Origin of the sequence: Brevundimonas sp. S1H14, assembly GCF_047716865.1 — a bacterium.
In the GTDB taxonomy this organism is placed as follows: Bacteria; Pseudomonadota; Alphaproteobacteria; order Caulobacterales; family Caulobacteraceae; genus Brevundimonas; species Brevundimonas naejangsanensis.
The window spans coordinates 63666-81554 of the sequence record NZ_CP136679.1; the positions used below are offsets into that span (position 1 = coordinate 63666).

Here is a 17889-nt window from a genome sequence, read left to right on the forward strand (position 1 = left end):
CGACGGCAAAAGATCGGCCCGCCGCGCGTTTTCTGCAACGCTTGGATCAGAAGGCGGCTTCGCCGGTGATGGCGCGGCCCAGGATGAGGGCGTGGACGTCGTGGGCGCCTTCATAGGTGTTGACGGTTTCCAGGTTCATGGCGTGGCGCATGACGTGCAGTTCGCCGGTGATCCCGGCCCCGCCGTGCATGTCGCGCGCCTCGCGCGCGACAGCCAGGGCCTTGCCGCAGTTGTTGCGCTTCATCAGGCTGATGGCCTCGGGAACCCAGGCGCCCGTGTCCAGCAGGCGGCCCAAGGCATAGGCGCCCTCGAAGCCGAGGAAGATCTCGGTCTGCATGTCGGCCAGCTTCTTCTGCACCAGTTGGCGCGCCGACAACGGGCGGCCGAACAGGGTGCGCTCGGCCACATAGTCGCGGCTGGCGTGGAAGCAGAACTCGGCCGCGCCCATCGCCCCCCAGGCGATGCCGAAACGCGCCTTGTTCAGGCACGAGAACGGCCCGCGCAGACCCTGCACGCCCGGCAGGATGTTGGCTTCCGGCACGAAGACGTCGTTCAGGCCGATGTCGCCGGTGATCGAGGCGCGCAAGGACAGCTTGTCGCCGATCTTGCCCGTGGTGAAGCCGTCGAAGTCGCGCTCGACGATGAAGCCCCGGATGGTCCCGTCCAGCTTGGCCCAGACGATGGCCAGGTCGCTGATGGGCGAGTTGGTGATCCAGTATTTGCCGCCGTTCAGGCGATAGCCGCCGTCGACCGCCACCGCCGTGGTCTTCATCGACGCCGGGTCCGACCCGCCGTCGGCCTCGGTCAGGCCGAAGCAGCCGACCAGTTCGCCCGCCGCCATCTTCGGCAGGAACTTCGCCTTCTGCTCGTCGGAGCCGAAGGCGAAGATCGGGTACATGGCCAGCGACGACTGCACGCTCATGGCCGAGCGATAGCCGCTGTCAATCGCCTCGACCTCGCGCGCGATCAGGCCATAGGCGACGTGCGACGCTTCGGAACCGCCGTACTGCTCGGGCAGCATGGCGCCGAGGAAGCCCATCTCGCCCATCTCCGTCATGATGGCGCGGTCGAAGACCTCGTCGCGGAAGGCGGCGACGATGCGCGGCAGCAGGGCCTCGCGCGCATAGGACCGCGCCGCGTCCTGAACCATCCGCTCCTCGTCCGTCAGCCGCCCCGTCAGGTCGAAAGGATCATCCCAGCGGAACGTCTGGCCCGAAGATTTCTGTGCGGAAGGGGTCTTGCCGTCGGCCATGTGTCGTCCTCTTGAGCCTGAAAAGGAAGATTCGTCCGCGCCCGCCTCACGCGGGGTTGAAGCGACGTGACGAAGCGCCCTCTGTTCCTGGCGCGGGTTTAGGCCAGAATGCGGCGGCCGGGTAGAGGGACCGGCGCGAACACGCTAGGCTGGCTGCATGTCGAACGCTTTCAATCGTCTGTTCCGCGATCACCCGCGTGAGGTCAACGAGACCTATTTCGAGCATATGGCCGCCTCGTCGCGCTTCGGCTTCAAGCTGATGCGTTTGGCCGGCTGCGCCTTCATCCACGCCGTCGTGCCGGGCCGTCACAAGACGACGGTGTCCGACGCCATTCGCAGCATGGCCCATGACATGGGCGGCCGCGCCGCCGAAGCCCGCGAATGCCGGATGCGCGACGCTGGCGTCTGGGACGTCGGCCTCTAGGCGCGGTTCAGCACGCCCACCGACCATAAGGCCAGGCTCAGCAAAAGCACCGCCGCCAGGATCGCCAGCCCAGTCCACTGAAAGGCGCTGAACCGGCGCGGCAGGCTGGTGCCGACAAAGCCCGCGCCAGACGCGAACGCCAGCAGGGCGAGCCCGCGCGACGCTGCACGAACCGTTGAATCGGGCGCGTTCAGGTCATCGCCCTCGTCCGTGGCGAACTCTCCGGCCCGCGCGCGTTTCAGCAGGTCGCGCGCCTGCTCGGCCTGATCCGCCCGCCCCATGAGACGAATGCCCAACGCGCGCTGCATCAGGGGATCGACTGTCGTCTGGAACCGCTCGGTCACGGACACCTCGATGTCGTGCGACGACAGGAAGGCGGCCGCCAGATCGGCCTCATAGACGTCTTGATATCGGGCGATCTCGACCAGGCTCATGCCGTCACCTTATCATCCGCCGCCCAATTGAAAACGGCGGGGCCGAAGACCCCGCCGTCGTCAGTCGTTCGCGTCGCGCGGACCTTACAGGTCCAGCAGGGCGCGCGCCGGGTCTTCCAGCAGTTCCTTGATGCGGACCAGGAAGGTCACGGCTTCCTTGCCGTCGACGATGCGGTGATCGTAGCTGAGGGCCAGGTACATCATCGGACGGATCTTGACCTCGCCGTTGATGGCCATCGGGCGCTGCACGATGTTGTGCATGCCCAGGATGCCCGACTGCGGCGTGTTCAGGATCGGCGTCGACATCAGCGAGCCGTAGGTGCCGCCGTTGGTGATGGTGAAGGTGCCGCCCTGCATCTGATCCATGGTCAGGGCGCCGTCACGGGCGGCCTTGCCCAGGGCGGCGATGCCCTTCTCGATGCCTGCCAGCGACAGCGCATCCGCGTCGCGCAGCACTGGAACCACCAGGCCCTTGTCGGTGCCGACGGCGATGCCGATGTCATAGTGGTTCTTGTAGATGATGTCCGTGCCGTCGATCTCGGCGTTGACGGCCGGGATTTCATGCAGGGCCTGAACCACCGCCTTGGTGAAGAAGGACATGAAGCCCAGCTTCACGCCGTGGCGCTTCTCGAAGACTTCCTTGTACTGGGCGCGCAGGGCCATGACGTTGGTCATGTCCACCTCGTTGAAGGTGGTCAGCTGGGCGGCCGTGTTCTGGGATTCCTTCAGGCGACGGGCGATGGTCTGACGCAGGCGCGTCATCTTCACCCGCTCTTCGCGCGGCTGGTCGGCGCGGGGAGCGGCAGGCGCAGCAGCCTTGGGCGCAGCCGGAGTAGCGGCGCCGATGGCGGCGATCGCGTCGGCCTTGGTGATGTTGCCCTTCGGACCCGAAGCCGACAGCGAGGCCGGGTTCAGATTGTTCTCGGACACGACGCGCTGAACGGCGGGCGACAGGTGAGCCGAGGCGGGAGCCTGAGCCGAACCCGTGTTGGCCGGAGCAGCAGCCGCAGCCGGAGCAGCCGCAGCAGCGGCGCCCGAGGCGGCGACCGAACCGATCACCTGGCCGGGGGTCACAGTAGCGCCGTCAGCAGCCGTGATGGTCAGGACGCCGGCGGCCGGCGCCGAGACTTCCACGGCCACCTTGTCGGTCTCGATCTCGACCAGCAGCTCGTCCTTGGCGACGGTGTCGCCCGACTTCTTCAGCCAGGTTCCGATCGAGCCTTCGGCGACGCTTTCGCCCATCGTCGGCACGGCGATGTCGACCGCAGCGCCGCCCGAAGCGGCCGGAGCAGCAGCAGGCGCCGAAGCCGCGGCGGCGCCGCCTTCGGTCACCGAGCCCAGCACAGTGCCGGGAACGACAGTGTCGCCGTCATTGGCGTTGATCGCCGACAGCACGCCGTCGGCGGGCGCCACGACTTCGAGCGAGACCTTGTCGGTTTCCAGCTCGACCAGGACTTCGTCTTTCTTCACGGCGTCGCCGACCTTCTTGGTCCACTTGGCGATGGAGGCTTCGGCGACGGATTCACCGAGGGCGGGGGTCAGGATATCGGCCATCTTCAGTGTCTTTTCGTGTCTGAACTTTGCTTGTCTTTTAGGTCAGGCGCGGCGGTCAGGCCATGGCCTCGGCGAGGAAGGTCTCGAGTTCCTTCAGATGGCGGCTCATCAGGCCCGCAGCGGTCGAGGCCGAAGCCGGACGACCGACGTAGCGCGCGCGCTTGGCCTTCACGTCCAGCTTTTCGAGCGTCAGCTCGATCCACGGATCGACGAAGGTCCAGCCGCCCATGTTCTTCGGCTCTTCCTGACACCACACCAGATCGGCGTTGGGGAAGCGCGCCAGTTCCGCCGAGATCGACTTGATCGGCCACGGATAGAACTGTTCCAGACGCAGGATGTAGATGTCGTTGACGCCAGCCTTCTCGCGCGCGTCCAGCAGGTCGTAATAGACCTTGCCCGAGCAGACGATGACCTTGCGGATGTCCTTGTCGGCCTTGAGCGTCACGCCCGCTACATCCGGACGCAGCTGAGCGTCGTCGCGCAGCACGCGGTGGAAGGAGCTGCCCTCGGCCATGTCGGCCAGGGTCGAGACCGCCTTCTTGTGACGCAGCAGAGACTTGGGCGTCATCAGGATCAGCGGCTTGCGGTACGAGCGGTGCAGCTGACGACGCAGGATGTGGAAGTAGTTGGCCGGCGTCGTGCAGTTGGCGACCTGCATGTTGTTCTCGGCGCACTGCTGCAGGAAGCGCTCAAGACGCGCCGAGGAGTGCTCGGGGCCCTGGCCTTCATAGCCGTGCGGCAGAAGCATCACGAGGCCGCTCATGCGCAGCCACTTGCGCTCGCCTGACGAGATGAACTGGTCGATCACCACCTGGGCGCCGTTCACGAAGTCGCCGAACTGGCCCTCCCACATGGTCAGGGTGTTCGGGTCGGCCAGCGAATAGCCGTACTCGAAGCCCAGCACCGCTTCTTCGGAAAGGGCCGAGTCGATGACCTCGAAGTGGGCCTGGCCGTCGCGCAGGTTGTTCAGCGGGAAGTAGCGGACTTCCGTCGTCTGGTCGGTGATGCCCGAGTGACGCTGCGAGAAGGTGCCGCGCACCGAATCCTGACCGGACAGGCGGACGTTGTAGCCCTCCTCCAGCAGGCTGGCGAAGGCCAGGCTCTCGGCCGTGGCCCAGTCGATGTTCTGGCCGCTCGACACCGCATCGCGGCGGGCGTCGATGACGCGCTTTAGCGTCTTGTGCACGTCGACGCTGTTCGGGATCGTCGTCAGGCGGTGACCGAAGTCCTTCAGCTTGTCGGCCGCGACGGCGGTGTCGCCGCGTTGAGCCGCATCGTCGACTTTCTCGGCGCCCAGGCCCTTCCAGACGCCGTCCAGCCAGTCGGCCTTCTTGGCTTCGAAGGTCTTGCCGGCCTCGAACTCAGCGTCGAGGTAGGCTTCGAAGCGGGCGATCTCGGCGTCCACCTCGGCCTGGGTGACGACGCCTTCAGCGATCAGGCGCTTGGCGTAGATCTCCAGCGTCGAGGGCTGGTTCTTGATCTTGGCGTACATCAGCGGCTGGGTGAAGGTCGGGTCGTCGCCTTCGTTGTGGCCGAAGCGACGGTAGCAGAACATGTCCACCACCACGTCCTTGTGGAACTTCTGGCGGTATTCGGTGGCCACCTTGGCGGCGAAGACGACCGCTTCGGGATCGTCGCCGTTCACGTGGAAGATCGGCGCCTGAACCATCAGGGCCACATCCGACGGATAGGGCGACGAGCGCGAGTTGCGCGGCGCCGTGGTGAAGCCGATCTGGTTGTTGATCACGAAGTGCAGTGTGCCGCCGGTGCGATAACCCTTCAGGCCCATCAGGGCGAAGCATTCGGCCACCACGCCCTGCCCGGCGAAAGCGGCGTCGCCGTGGATCAGCAGAGGCGCGACCTTGGAGCGGTCGAGCACCCATTCGGTGTCCGGCTTGCCGAGGTTGATCTCGGCCTCGCGGATATCGAACGCCTGCTTGGCGCGCGACTTGCCCAGGACGACCGGATTGACGATCTCCAGGTGCGAGGGGTTGGCGGTCAGCGACAGGTGGACGCTGTGGCCGTCGAACTCACGGTCCGACGAGGCGCCCATGTGGTATTTGACGTCGCCCGAACCCTCGATGTCCGACGGGACGGACGAGCCGCCCTGGAACTCGTGGAAGATGGCCTTGTATGGCTTGCCCATGACGGCCGCGAGCACGTTCAGACGGCCGCGGTGCGCCATGCCCAGCACGATTTCGTCAACGCCCAGGGCGCCGCCGCGCTTGATCACCTGCTCCAGCGCCGGGACCATGGCCTCGCCGCCGTCCAGACCGAAGCGCTTGGTGCCGGGGAAGCGCTTGTGCAGGAAGCGCTCGAAGCCTTCGGCCTCGGCCAGCTTCTTGAAAATGGCCAGCTTGCCTTCCTTGGTGAAGGCGTTCTGCGCGAACTTGTCCGGGCCCTCGATGCGCTGTTGCAGCCAGGCTTTTTCTTCCGGCTCGGCGATGTGCATGAACTGCACGCCGATGCTGCCGCAATAGGTGCGGCGCAGCAGCTCGATCACCTGGCGCAGCGAACCGGTCTCCAGACCCAGCACGCCGTCGAGGAAGATCGGACGGTCCATGTCGGCTTCGGTGAAGCCGTAGAATTCGGGCGTCAGCTCCGGGTTCTGAACCGGCGGCTCAATGCCCAGCGGGTCCAGGTTCGCCTGCAGGTGGCCGTTCACGCGATAAGAGCGGATCAGCATCAGGGCGCGGATGGAGTCGTGGGCGGCCGCGCGCACATCGGCGGCCGAAACACCGGCGCCAGCTGCAGCCGGAGCCGGGCGCGCGCCGGACTTGCCGGCGGCCTTGGGATCAACCTTGGGCGCGGGCCAGCGGCCGTCGAACACGGCGGTTTCCTCAGTCGGCTCGGTCGCGCCCGAACGGCCCCAGGAGCCGGCGGCGGCCGACTGCTTCACCAGGTCGGCGTTGTCCTTCAGCTGATCGAAGAAGGCGCGCCATTCCCCCGACACTGAGCCGGGGTCCGAGGCCCATTTTTCGTGCAGGTCCTCAATGAAGGCCGCGTTCGCGCCATAGAGGAAGGAGGTCTCGGCAAAGACCTGGTTCAGCCGACCCGCATCGTCCGCCATTTTTCTTTCAATCGTCCCTTTACAACCGCCCGCGCACAGCCGCGCGGAGAGCAGCGCCGTTCATATAGGCCCTGTTTCCTTACTGGTCATGACCGAAGGGAGGCGGAGCGGGTGGAATTTGGTCGATTCCGCAAGAAAAAACGCCTCCGGACGATTCCGGAGGCGTTACAAAAGGTCACATGGCGCGAAAAACGTCCCCGGAACGCGGATCGACTAGACTTTAGTCCAATTCGCCCCCGCCTGACGCCGTGACCTCCCTCAAGAAATCACGGCGCTCAAGCAGCGAGCGACCGCGTCGTGAGCGTTAGCGCCGCGCCTCCAAGGAGGCGCCGCTGAAGGGTTTAACCCTTCAGCACTTCCACCAGAGTGGTGCCCAGACGCGCCGGCGACGGCGAGACGCGGATGCCCGCGGCCTCCATCGCAGCGATCTTGGATTCCGCATCGCCCTTGCCGCCCGAAACGACGGCGCCGGCGTGGCCCATGGTGCGGCCCTTCGGCGCCGTACGGCCCGCGATGAAGCCGGCCATCGGCTTCTTGCGGCCCTTCTTGGCTTCGTCGATCAGGAACTGGGCGGCGTCCTCTTCGGCCGCGCCGCCGATTTCGCCGATCATGATGATGGACTCGGTAGCGTCGTCGGCCAGGAACATCTCCAGCACGTCGATGAACTCGGTGCCCTTGACCGGGTCGCCGCCGATGCCGACGGCCGTGGTCTGGCCCAGGCCTTCGTTCGTGGTCTGGAACACGGCTTCATAGGTCAGGGTGCCCGAGCGCGAGACGATGCCGACGTTGCCCTTCTTGAAGATCGAGCCCGGCATGATGCCGATCTTGCACTCTTCAGGCGTCAGGACGCCGGGGCAGTTCGGGCCCAGCAGGCGCGAGTTGGAGCGGTCCAGGCGCGCCTTGACGCGGACCATGTCCTGCACCGGGATGCCCTCGGTGATGCAGGTGATGAAGGGGATCTCCGCCTCGATGGCTTCGATGATGGCGTCGGCCGCGCCTGCCGGCGGGACGTAGATCACCGAGGCGTCGGCGCCGGTGCGCTCCTTGCCTTCGGCGACCGAGGCGAAGATCGGCAGGCTTTCGCCGTGCGAACCGGTCCAGGTCTGGCCGCCCTTGGCCGGATGGATGCCGCCGACCATTTGCGTGCCGTAGTAGGCCAGGGCCTGTTCGGTGTGGAAGCTGCCGGTCTTGCCGGTCAGGCCCTGGACCAGGATCTTGGTGTTCTTGTTAACGAGGATGGACATGTGTCTGTGCTCTGAAATCTGTGTGTCTGCGAGGCGGTCGTCGTTAAGGCCGAGCCTTAGGCGATCGCCGCGACGATCTTCTGGGCGGCGTCGTCCAGGTCATCGGCGGCCGTGATGGCCAGACCCGACTCGTTCAGGATCTTCTTGCCCAGCTCGACGTTCGTGCCTTCCAGACGCACGACCAGCGGCACCTTCAGGCCCACTTCCTTCACTGCGGCGACGACGCCTTCAGCGATGACGTCGCACTTCATGATGCCGCCGAAGATGTTGACCAGGATGCCTTCGACCTTGGGGTCGGCGGTGATGATCTTGAAGGCCGCTGCGACCTTCTCCTTCGAGGCGCCGCCGCCGACGTCGCAGAAGTTGGCGGGTTCCTTGCCGTACAGCTTGATGATGTCCATCGTCGCCATGGCCAGACCGGCGCCGTTGACCATGCAGCCGATGTTGCCGTCCAGGGCGACATAGGCGAGGTCCCACTTGGAGGCCTCGATCTCCTTGGCGTCTTCTTCGGTCTCGTCGCGCAGGGCGCGGATGTCTTCGTGGCGGTACAGGGCATTGCCGTCGAACGAGACTTTGGCGTCCAGAACGCGCAGGCGGCCGTTCTCCATGACGATCAGCGGGTTGATCTCGAGCATGTCCATGTCCTTCTCGACGAAGGCCTTGTACAGGATCGGGAACAGCGACTTGCCGTCTTCGGCGGCGTCGCCCGTCAGCTCCAGCGCGGCGTTGATCGCGGCGATGTTCTCGGCGGTCACGCCGGCTTCCGGGTTGATGGCGATGGTGTGGATCTTCTCAGGCGTGGCGTGGGCCACTTCCTCGATGTCCATGCCGCCTTCGGTCGAGACGACGAAGGCGGTCTGACCGACCGAACGGTCGACCAGCAGCGAGCAGTACAGCTCACGGGCGATGTCGGCGCCGTCTTCGATGTACAGGCGGTTGACCTGCTTGCCGGCCTCGCCCGTCTGGGCGGTGACCAGGGTGTTGCCCAGCATTTCCTTGGCGTGGGCGACGGCTTCCTCGATCGAGAAGGCCAGACGCACGCCGCCCTTGGCGTCGGCGCCCAGTTCCTTGAACTTGCCCTTGCCGCGGCCGCCGGCGTGGATCTGCGACTTCACGACATAGAGCGGGCCAGGCAGTTGCTTGGCGGCGGCTTCGGCCTGGTCGGCCGAGGTGATGGCGACGCCGTCCGCAACCGGGGCGCCGTAGCCCTTGAGGACCTGCTTGGCCTGATACTCGTGAATGTTCATGTCTGATCCGCGCCGTTTAGGGAGGTTTGTGGAAACTTTGGCCGCGCTTATAGGCGTCGCGCCTTCGCCTGCGCAACCGCCTGTCTGGTTATGGCCTCATGAGGATTTTCTTATGCCGGGCGGCGGACCCTGCCAGCCGCGCCGCCCGGACGTTTTTTCAGGCCGTCAGTCGACCCAGTCCTTCTTCAGCGTCCGCGAGGCGCAGATGAACAAGGCCGACGACAACAGATAGAAGCCCATGCCCGTGTAAATGGCCCAGCGCAGGCTCTCCTCGCCGAAGGTCGGGCGCAGCAGGTCGCTCATCCAGCCGAAATAATAGATGCCGACGGCGATCCCGAGCAGGTTGTTGATCAGCAGGAACAGGGCCGAGGCCGTGGTCCGCATGGCCGGCCCGCCCAGATGTTGCACCGCCGCCGTGATCGGCCCCAACCAGACCAGGTTCAGCCCCGTGGGGATCAGGAAGATCGCGAAAGCCAGAGCCAGGGAGGCGAAGCCGTTGGGGTCCGAGCCCGGCATGACGGCGCCGACCACCGCGCCCGAGTTCATCGCCAGGATGAAACAGGGCACCGAGATCAGAAAGGCGATCGCGGGCGTCAGCGGATAGGCCGACTTGGACTTCTTGCCGAGGCGATCGGCCATCGAACCGCCCAGCCAGATGCCCGCCACCCCGCCGACCAGGACGATTGCCGAATAGTACCAGGCCGTCTGCGACAGGCTCAGGCCGAAGCTGCGCATGAAGAAACTGGGCAGCCAGGCGGCGACGCCGTAGCCGCACACAGAAGAGGCCGCCGCGCCGAACGACAGCAGCCAGAAGCTGGGCTTGGGCGCCAGGGTGCGCACCACCTGCATGAAGGGCGGCGCCTTGTGGGCCTCGACAGGGGGCGCCTCGACGGGGGGCGCAACAGGCGCTGACGGCTCGACGTCCAGCCCGCCGCGTTTGGGATCCTTGACCGTCAGGCGCAGCACGGGCGCCACCAGCACCCCGAGCACGCCGACGACGATGAAGGCCGTACGCCAGCCCCAGGTCGCCGCCAGCAGGCCGCCCACCAAGGTGCCCGCCGCCATGCCCAGCGGAATGCCGAAGGCGTAGGCCGCCAGCGCCCGCGCCCGCTGCGACTTGGGAAAATAGTCGGCGATCAGCGAATAGGCCGGGGCCACCCCGCCCGCCTCGCCGATGCCCACGCCCATCCGGCATAGGAACAGTGAACCAAAACCTCCCGCCACGCCGCACAGGGCGGTGAAGCCCGACCACAGCGTCAGGGCGCCGGTCATGATCCATACCCGGCTGAACCGATCCGCGAGCCAGGCGATCGGAATGGCCAGGGTCGAATACAGCAGGGCGAAGGCCAGGCCGCCCAGCAGACCGAACTGGCTGTCGCTGAGATTGAACTCGGCCTTCAGCGGGGCAGCCAGGATGCCGATGATCTGCCGGTCCAGGAAGTTCAGCATGTAGATGAGGATCAGAATCCCCAGCACATAGTAGCGATAGCCCGGCGAGGCGGCGTGCGCATCGCCCGCCCCTGCTTCCGCCTTAGCGGCCTCAATCTGACTCATGAAGGTTTCCCGACTTGGTTAGCGGCGGCGACGGTAGCGCCCCCGCCGTCCCGCGCTACAAAAAAGAAGGGCGGCGGCTCCAGCGAACCGCCGCCCATGATCAGATGATCAGGCGTTCAGGAGAAAAATCCCGATCAGAACTTGTACTGCAGCGACGCCGTCACAGTACGCGGCGGGCCGTAGTAGCCGATCAGGGAGTCGTTGTAGGCGGCGCCCTCGAAGTTATAGGCGCCCACGCGGTACTCTTCGTCGGTCAGGTTCTTGCCGTACAGGCCGACGGTCCACTTGTTGCTGGGGTCCGTCCAGACGACCGACAGGTCGACAAGGGCGAAGGCGTCCTGATCCAACACCGGATTGGGGAACTCGAACTGGCTGTAGGAGTCGCGGTAGCTGACCGAGGGCGTCACCGCCAGCGAGCCGCCGGCCACGTCGCCGCGCCACGTCAGGCCGAAATAGCCCGTCCACTTGGGCGCATTCTGCAGCACGACCAGATCGGAGATGTCCTCATACTTCTGGGTCGTCAGATTGTAGCGCAGGAACTCCTCGAACTTGGAGTCGAGGTAGCCGACAGCGAAGTTGGCCGTCAGGCTGTCGGTCAGGATCAGAGAGCCTTCAATCTCGGCGCCGTAGAACTTGGACGAACCGACGTTGTCCACGAAGCTGGCGATGCCGCCCACGGCCGGAACCTGGGTGGTGACCTGCTGGTCCTGATAGTCGTTGTAGAAGATCGCCGAGGCGAAGCTCAGACGGCGATCGAAGGCCGAGCCCTTCAGGCCGATTTCATACGAATCGACTGTCTCCGGCTGATAGCCGTCGACCGTGTTCGGCGTCAGGACGGCGTCGCCGCGCATGTCGAAGCCGCCCGACTTGTAGCCCTTGGAGTAGGAGGCGTAGCCGGTAATGCGGTCCGAGAAGTCATAGGACAGCGAGGCCTTGGGCGTGAACTGATCGAAGCTGTTCGAGCGCGTATAGTCGGTGCGCAGCAGGATCGGATCACGGGCCGTCCCGCCGAGCAGCGGGCTGCGCGTCGCACCCAGATAGTTGGCGCGGAAGACGTGCCCGGTCTTGTCGTCGAGCGTATAGCGCGCGCCCAGACCCAGGTGCAGGCGATCGGTCAGGTCCAGGTTGACGTCGGTGAAGAGGGCGACGCTGGTCGTCTTCACATAGCCGGCCGTACCGATGACGATGCCGAAGTTCTCGGCAATGGTGTCAAAGGCGCCCGAGGCGGTGCCGTCCAGATAGAAGATTCCGGCCACGCCCTGGATGCGATCAGTGCTGAACAGGGCCTGGAATTCCTGGGTGAACTGGTGATCGCCGTACACGGCCGGGACATCCAGCGTAGGTGCCGGGGTGTTGTCGAAGTCGATCAGGGTGTCGGTGTCGCCCGAGCGGTAGGCGCTGATCGACTTGAAGGTCCAGACGTCGTTGAGATCGACCTGCGCCGTCAGCGAGACGCCCTCGGTCGTGACCTTGTTGCGGTCGCCCAGGCCCGCATAGGTGTCATAAACGCTGCCCGGCACGCCCGCGCCCGGCCCCACGCCCGCCCGCTCGCGGTGACCGTGACGCGGGTTGGAGCGGTCCTCGACGCGGTCATAGGCCAGGCGGAAGAAGGCGTTGTCGTAAGGCTGGAACTCAATGCTGGCGCGGCCGGCGATGATGTCCTTGTTGTAGTGTTCGGCGCCCGTGTTCAGGTTCTTGCCGAAGCCGTCGCGGTTATAGCTCGCCACGGCGGCGCCGACGCGCAAACGGTCGGTGATCGGCGCAGACCCCTGGGCCAGCAGATCGATCTGGTTATAGCTGCCGTAAGAGCCGCGCAGCGTCATTTCCGGCGCATCCGGGTCCAGACGCGAGGTCACGTATTTGATGGCGCCGCCGACCGTGTTGCGGCCGTACAGCGACCCCTGCGGCCCGCGCAGGACCTCGATGCGCTGGATGTCGAAGATGTCCAGCACGGCGCCCTGCGGACGCGCGACATAGACATCGTCGACATACAGGCCGACGCCCGGCTCAAAGCCCCACAGCGGGTCCTGCTGGCCGATGCCGCGGATGAAGGAGATCAGGGTGGAGTTGGAGCCGCGCGCCACCTGCACCGTGGCGTTCGGCGTCTGCTGCTGCAGAGCGGTGATGTCCGAGGCGCCGGTCTGCTCCAGGCGTTCGGCGCTCATGGCCGACACCGACACCGGCACGTCCTTCAGCGCTTCGTCGCGACGGCGCGCGCTGACGATGATGTCGTCGACGGAGGAAACCTGCGCCTCAGCGTTCGGGGCTTCCTGCGCCTGGGCTGCAGAAGCCATCACGCCGAAGGCGGCGCCCGCCAAAAGGGCGGTCTTCACGAGTCTGTTCATTTCAAATCCCAATCTTGTTTCCGGCCCGATCGACGCTTTTTATTCAGCGTTCAATGATTTTCAGCATAGGTGACCGGGTTTCGGCTGGCTGTCAAACGGCCAAGCCTGATTGTCGTCACGGAAAGGCCGCCCTGTGGCGCCGTTGCACTAACCCCCGAAGCGCGACTAGCTTCCCGCCATGACGAAGAGCGACCTGCCGCCGCCCCAGATTCCAGCCCAGCCTGCCGCCCCGACGCGGCGCGGGCGTCCCAAGAAGTCCAAGGCCGCCGCCGCCGGTGAGACCCGGGACGCCATCATGAACGCGGCCGAGGACCTGTTTTCCAAACATGGCTTCTATGGCGTCACCATCCGCGAGGTGGCGCGCGAGGCGGGCGTGGATACGGCGCTGGTCCACTATTATTTCGGAGCCAAGAAGGAGCTGTTCGACTCCGTCTTCAACCGCCGCGCCGAGGTGTGGAACAGCGAGCGCGTCGCCGCCGTCGACCGCTACGCCGAGGCCGCAGGCGACGCCATGACGCTGGAAGGCCTGCTGGAAGCCTTCCTGCGCCCGCCGTTCCAGTGGTCATTGAAAGGCGGGCCGGGTTGGAAGCACTACGCCGCTCTGGTGGCCCAGACCAACGCCAACCCCGCCTTCGGCGGCGAGACGATGGCCCGCTATTTCGACCCGGCGATCCGGCGCCTGCTGGAACTGGTCAAGCGCATCCTGCCCGAGGCGGACGAAGCGGACCTCTATTGGGCCTATCATAACCTGTCGGGCGCCCTGACCCTGACGCTGGGGGAAACGGGGCGGCTGGACCGCCTGTCCGGCGGGCTGTGCCGGTCAGGCGATCTGGACAGCGCATGCGACTACATGGTGCGCTTCGCCGCCGCCGGTTTCCGCGCCGTCTGCGGCCCGGCTCAGGACGATTAGAGCCAGCGTTTCTTGCGGAAGACGAAATAAGGCAGGGCCGCCGACAGGATCATCGCTCCGACCGCCGCCGGATAGCCGTACCGCCAGTGCAGTTCCGGCATGACGTCGAAGTTCATGCCGTAGATCGAGGCGATCAGCGTCGGCGGCAGCAGCGCTACGGCCGCGACCGAGAAAATCTTGATGATCTGGTTCTGCTCCAGATTGATCAGCCCCAGAGTCGCATCCATCAGGAACGTCACCTTGGACGACATGGAGACGCTGAGCTCGCTCAGCGCCGTCGCGTCCCGTTGCAACAAGCGCACGGTCTGACGCGCCTCGCGGTCGGCCTTGTTGCCCGCCCGCGCGCCGGACACGGCCGCATGATAGGCCAGCAGCCGCTGCAGACTGGACAGGCTTTCGCGGATCAGGGCCAGGAAGTCGCCCGCCCGGCCGATATCCCGGATCACCGCCTGAAGGTTGTGGCTCTCCATCGCCTTGGGGTCGCGCTTGCGGAAGATCATCCGCGAGATGGCGTCCAGCTCCAGTCCCTTGGTCTCCAGCGCGTCGGCGTAACGGTCGATGACGGCCTCGATCAGCCCCATCATGACGGCCTCGCCGCCCGCCAGCTTTTCGCCAGGTTTGTGGGTGGCGTGGGCGATGAAGGTCTGGAAGGAGCGCGGCTGGCCGTAGCTGACCGTCACCAGCCGCCCCCCCTTCAGGATGAAGGTCACCGGCGTCTTGATCGGATCGTGGGTCTCCAGATCGGTGGCGACAGAGCCGATCATGAAGACGCCGCCGTCTTCCGCATACAGGCGGGCGGACGGTTCGACGTCGTCCATCTCATCCCGGCTGGGGATGTCGATGCCGGTCATGACCTCCAGCGCAGCCGCCTCCTCGGCGGTCGGAGAGACGAGATCGATCCAGCAGGCAGGGCCGTGATCCACGGCCGTATCAAGGCGCACGAGCCGATCGGCGCGCCAGTCATAGGCGTTCAGCATGGTTGCTTCCTTTCGCGAGGGCGCTCGCGCGGAAGCGAAAGCGTCCTCAGAGCGTCGAAGAAGTTGAAGACAGACTTCGGTCTTCGGGGTTCATCTGAGGGTTTCCAAAAAAGACGCCGCCCCACGACAGGCATCTGGACGGCGCAGGCGTCTTGACGCGTTCGCAAACCAGGGTCAACCGCCCGCCTTCTCCCGAGGCCAGCCGATGGCGGAGTGTGACCTTTCCGCCCAGTCGCCGCGAAACGCCGCCGCGCGCTCGAAACAATGCGGAACGCGCGGGCTTGCCTCAGCGGCCCGGCTTGCCCCTCGCCTCGCACCCACGTAAGTCGCAAGGCCATGACCCAGACGACCGCGACCGCCCCGCTGATCTGCCCCTCCATCCTGGCCAGCGACTTCTCCAGGCTGGGCGAGGAAATCCGCGCGCTTGAAGCGGCGGGCGCCGACTGGATCCATGTCGATGTCATGGACGGCCATTTCGTGCCCAACCTTACCATAGGCCCGGACGTGGTGAAGGCCCTGCGCCCGCACACGACCCTGCCGTTCGACGTGCACCTGATGGTTGCCCCCGTCGACAACTGGCTGGAGGCCTATCGCGCGGCGGGCGCCGACATCATGAGCGTCCATCCCGAAAGCGGCCCCCACGTCCACCGCACGCTCGGCCAGATCCGCCAGCTGGGGGCCAAGGCGGGCCTCGTCTTCAATCCAGCTACGCCGCTCAGCGTGCTGGAAGAGGCGGTCGAACTGGTCGATCTGGTGCTGATCATGTCGGTCAATCCCGGCTTCGGCGGTCAGAAATTCATCGAGACCTCGCTGAGGAAGATCGAGCGCGCCCGCGCCATCCTCGACCGCGCGGGATCGAAGGCGCACCTTCAGGTCGACGGCGGTGTGGTCGCCGCCAACGCCGGGGCCTGCGTCTCCGCCGGGGCCGATGCGCTGGTCGCCGGCTCCTTCGTCTTCAAGGGCGGGCCGGACGCCTATGCCGCCAACATCCAGGCCCTGAAGGCCGCCGCCGCGTGAGCCCTCTCGGCCCCTTCGCCCCGCGCGACAGCGACGTCCCCCTGGCCGAGGGGCACATCCCCGGCCTGAAGGGCACCCCCATGCGGACCCCCGTGCGCCCCGCCTCGGGCGCGCGGCCGGATCCGCGCCTGTGGGCCTCGGTCGCCAAGGGACTGGTTGCGCGCCAGGCGTGGATCGAACTGTACGGCCTGCCCGGCTATGGCCTGACGCTGGGCGGTCCGACCGCCGAGGGCTTCGCCGTCAGCCCGCGCGACTTCCGCCCCCTGCCCGAGGAGGCGCCGCGCCCCCTGCTGTCGGGCAAGCTGACGCTAGCGGGCCTGAGCCTGGACGCCGGAACCCCGGCCGAGCTGTGGAACAGTCCCACGCCGAGCCGCGCCTTTGCGGTCGAGCTTCACAGCTTCAACTGGCTGCCCGCCATGATGGCTCAGGGCGATCGCGGCGTGCGCGAAGTTCTGGCCCTGACGCTGGCCTGGAATGAGGTCTTCAGCCGCTGGTCGCCCTTCTCCTGGGATCCGGACATTCTGGCCCGCCGCGTCTATCACCTGGCCTGCGCCGGACGCCGGCTGGCGGGCGTGGCGACCGAGGTCGAACGCCTTCAGCTGACCGATATCCTAGCCCATCAGGCTCGCCAGCTGCTGCGCCCGCCCGGCGGGATTATGGGCCGGGCCGAGCGCCTGACCGCCGCCGCCGTCGCTGGATGCGCCCTGACCGGCAAGACCGGCGCCGCCATCCGCAACAGGGCGCTGAAACGCCTGCCCGCCGCCCTGACCGCCACGGTCGCGCCCGACGGCGGCCACGCCTCGCGCGCGCCGGAAATGGGGCTGGAGCTACTGCTGGACCTACTGACGCTGGACGACGCCCTGGCTCAGCTGTCCGAAGTGACGCCCGAGGCCGTCGCCGAATCCATATCGCGCCTGACCCTGGCCCTGCGCATCCAGACCCTGCCCGACCGGAAGCTGGCCGTGTTTCAGGGCGGCGGCCCCTCGACGCCCAAACGCATCGCCGCCGCCCGCGCCCACGACGACGCCCCCGCCGCCCCGCCCAGCGGCACCGTCGGCGGCCTGCTGCGCGTCTCCAGCCCCCTGTTGACCGTCATGGTCGATGTCGAGGCGCCCGCCCGCAACGCCTGGTCGGCCGCCGCCTGCGGCCAGCCCGCCGCGCTGGAGGTCGTCTGCGGCCGCGACCGCCTGTTCACCTCGGCCGGATGGACGCCGCGCGCCCTGGACCGCCAGGCCCTGCGCCTGACGCCCGGCGCCTCGACCTTAACGCTGGGCGAACAGCCGCTGGGCGAACCCCTGTCCGGCTGGAAGGGCGAACTGCTGGGCCCGCGCTTCGTCGGCCCCGCCCTGCACGTCACGCGCCAGCATCAGGAAGACGACGGCGCCGTCTGGCTGGAGGTCGAGCACGACGGCTGGATGCCGCTGCATGGTCTGATGCACCAGCGTCGCCTCTATATCGACCAGCGTCTGGACGAGCTGCGCGCCGAGGAAAGGCTGCATCCGCCCGAAGGCCGCCCGGAAGCGACGCGCGCCATCGCCGCCCCCTACGCCCTGCGCTTCCAGCTGGAGCCCGGAGTCCAGGCCTCGCTGGCACGCGACCGTCGCTCCATCCTGCTGCGCGGCCCGTCCGGTCGCGGCTGGTGGTTCCGCAGCGACGGCCCCGACGTGGCCATCGAACCCGCCGTCCACATCGACGAAGGCCTGACCCGCCGCAGCCTCCAGATCGTCGTCCGCGGCTCAGCCCGCACCGACGCCGAAACCAAGGTGCGCTGGAAGTTGAGCCCGGCAGGCGCGAGCGGCGATCCGGACTAAGGGCTGACGCCGCGTCCCGTTGGTGCTAGAGGCCCCGCCATCTCCCCGCC

At 66.7% G+C, this 17889-nt stretch carries 13 protein-coding genes; 4 read left to right on the forward strand and 9 right to left on the reverse strand.

The window, feature by feature from the left end; genetic code table 11:
- Positions 1-46 precede the first annotated feature (46 nt).
- Positions 47-1252 (reverse strand): acyl-CoA dehydrogenase, encoded by a 1206-nt coding sequence (locus RSD66_RS00295; protein ID WP_415288587.1) that lies wholly within the window; start codon positions 1250-1252, stop codon positions 47-49.
- A gap of 157 nt (positions 1253-1409) precedes the next feature.
- On the opposite strand from RSD66_RS00295, the gene RSD66_RS00300 reads away from it, so the two are divergent.
- Entirely contained in the window at positions 1410-1676 is a 267-nt protein-coding gene (locus RSD66_RS00300) for a DUF6356 family protein (RefSeq protein ID WP_024354486.1), read from the forward strand.
- Here RSD66_RS00300 and RSD66_RS00305 read toward each other — a convergent pair.
- From RSD66_RS00305 to RSD66_RS00335, 7 genes are all read right to left on the reverse strand, one after another.
- On the reverse strand, positions 1673-2110 hold the full coding sequence (locus tag RSD66_RS00305) for a hypothetical protein (protein ID WP_415288588.1): 438 nt from the start codon (positions 2108-2110) through the stop codon (positions 1673-1675). The two genes, RSD66_RS00300 and RSD66_RS00305, sit on opposite strands and share 4 nt — an antisense overlap.
- Positions 2111-2194: 84 nt before the next feature.
- Positions 2195-3664, reverse strand: a complete 1470-nt coding sequence (gene odhB, locus RSD66_RS00310) for a 2-oxoglutarate dehydrogenase complex dihydrolipoyllysine-residue succinyltransferase (protein WP_415288589.1) — start codon at positions 3662-3664, stop codon at positions 2195-2197.
- A 55-nt stretch (positions 3665-3719) separates the two neighbouring features.
- The gene (locus RSD66_RS00315; RefSeq protein WP_415288590.1) at positions 3720-6734 is read right to left on the reverse strand and encodes a 2-oxoglutarate dehydrogenase E1 component; all 3015 of its coding nucleotides are present in this window, start codon (positions 6732-6734) and stop codon (positions 3720-3722) included.
- 341 nt (positions 6735-7075) lie between these two features.
- On the reverse strand, positions 7076-7978 hold the full coding sequence (sucD, locus tag RSD66_RS00320; protein WP_024354482.1) for a succinate--CoA ligase subunit alpha: 903 nt from the start codon (positions 7976-7978) through the stop codon (positions 7076-7078).
- Between the two features lie 56 nt (positions 7979-8034).
- Entirely contained in the window at positions 8035-9225 is a 1191-nt protein-coding gene (sucC, locus tag RSD66_RS00325) for an ADP-forming succinate--CoA ligase subunit beta (RefSeq protein WP_134581866.1), read from the reverse strand.
- A 165-nt stretch (positions 9226-9390) separates the two neighbouring features.
- The gene (locus RSD66_RS00330; RefSeq protein ID WP_415288591.1) at positions 9391-10779 is read right to left on the reverse strand and encodes a spinster family MFS transporter; all 1389 of its coding nucleotides are present in this window, start codon (positions 10777-10779) and stop codon (positions 9391-9393) included.
- A 134-nt stretch (positions 10780-10913) separates the two neighbouring features.
- Positions 10914-13124, reverse strand: a complete 2211-nt coding sequence (locus RSD66_RS00335) for a TonB-dependent receptor (RefSeq protein WP_415288592.1) — start codon at positions 13122-13124, stop codon at positions 10914-10916.
- 178 nt (positions 13125-13302) lie between these two features.
- On the opposite strand from RSD66_RS00335, the gene RSD66_RS00340 reads away from it, so the two are divergent.
- The gene (locus RSD66_RS00340; RefSeq protein ID WP_024354478.1) at positions 13303-14034 is read left to right on the forward strand and encodes a TetR/AcrR family transcriptional regulator; all 732 of its coding nucleotides are present in this window, start codon (positions 13303-13305) and stop codon (positions 14032-14034) included.
- On the opposite strand, the gene RSD66_RS00345 is transcribed toward RSD66_RS00340, so the two are convergent.
- Complete coding sequence (locus tag RSD66_RS00345) at positions 14031-15011, reverse strand: magnesium transporter CorA family protein (RefSeq protein ID WP_346525193.1); 981 nt, start codon at positions 15009-15011, stop codon at positions 14031-14033. The two genes, RSD66_RS00340 and RSD66_RS00345, sit on opposite strands and share 4 nt — an antisense overlap.
- 336 nt (positions 15012-15347) lie before the next feature.
- Between RSD66_RS00345 and rpe the strand changes: the two genes are divergently transcribed.
- Together rpe and RSD66_RS00355 are read left to right on the forward strand one after the other, a co-directional pair.
- A complete protein-coding gene (gene rpe, locus RSD66_RS00350) occupies positions 15348-16028 on the forward strand; it encodes a ribulose-phosphate 3-epimerase (protein ID WP_119413082.1) in 681 nt (226 codons plus the stop codon).
- On the forward strand, positions 16025-17839 hold the full coding sequence (locus tag RSD66_RS00355; protein ID WP_415288593.1) for a heparinase II/III family protein: 1815 nt from the start codon (positions 16025-16027) through the stop codon (positions 17837-17839). The genes rpe and RSD66_RS00355 overlap by 4 nt, the downstream gene beginning before the upstream one ends.
- The last annotated feature ends 50 nt before the right edge of the window (positions 17840-17889 follow it).

Coding starts and splice junctions, on each gene's coding strand:
- RSD66_RS00295 (WP_415288587.1), bottom strand. CDS start 1,252: ATGGCCGACGGCAAGACCCCTTCCGCACAGAAATCTTCGGGCCAGACG.
- RSD66_RS00300 (WP_024354486.1), top strand. CDS start 1,410: ATGTCGAACGCTTTCAATCGTCTGTTCCGCGATCACCCGCGTGAGGTC.
- RSD66_RS00305 (WP_415288588.1), bottom strand. CDS start 2,110: ATGAGCCTGGTCGAGATCGCCCGATATCAAGACGTCTATGAGGCCGAT.
- odhB (WP_415288589.1), bottom strand. CDS start 3,664: ATGGCCGATATCCTGACCCCCGCCCTCGGTGAATCCGTCGCCGAAGCC.
- RSD66_RS00315 (WP_415288590.1), bottom strand. CDS start 6,734: ATGGCGGACGATGCGGGTCGGCTGAACCAGGTCTTTGCCGAGACCTCC.
- sucD (WP_024354482.1), bottom strand. CDS start 7,978: ATGTCCATCCTCGTTAACAAGAACACCAAGATCCTGGTCCAGGGCCTG.
- sucC (WP_134581866.1), bottom strand. CDS start 9,225: ATGAACATTCACGAGTATCAGGCCAAGCAGGTCCTCAAGGGCTACGGC.
- RSD66_RS00330 (WP_415288591.1), bottom strand. CDS start 10,779: ATGAGTCAGATTGAGGCCGCTAAGGCGGAAGCAGGGGCGGGCGATGCG.
- RSD66_RS00335 (WP_415288592.1), bottom strand. CDS start 13,124: ATGAACAGACTCGTGAAGACCGCCCTTTTGGCGGGCGCCGCCTTCGGC.
- RSD66_RS00340 (WP_024354478.1), top strand. CDS start 13,303: ATGACGAAGAGCGACCTGCCGCCGCCCCAGATTCCAGCCCAGCCTGCC.
- RSD66_RS00345 (WP_346525193.1), bottom strand. CDS start 15,011: ATGCTGAACGCCTATGACTGGCGCGCCGATCGGCTCGTGCGCCTTGAT.
- rpe (WP_119413082.1), top strand. CDS start 15,348: ATGACCCAGACGACCGCGACCGCCCCGCTGATCTGCCCCTCCATCCTG.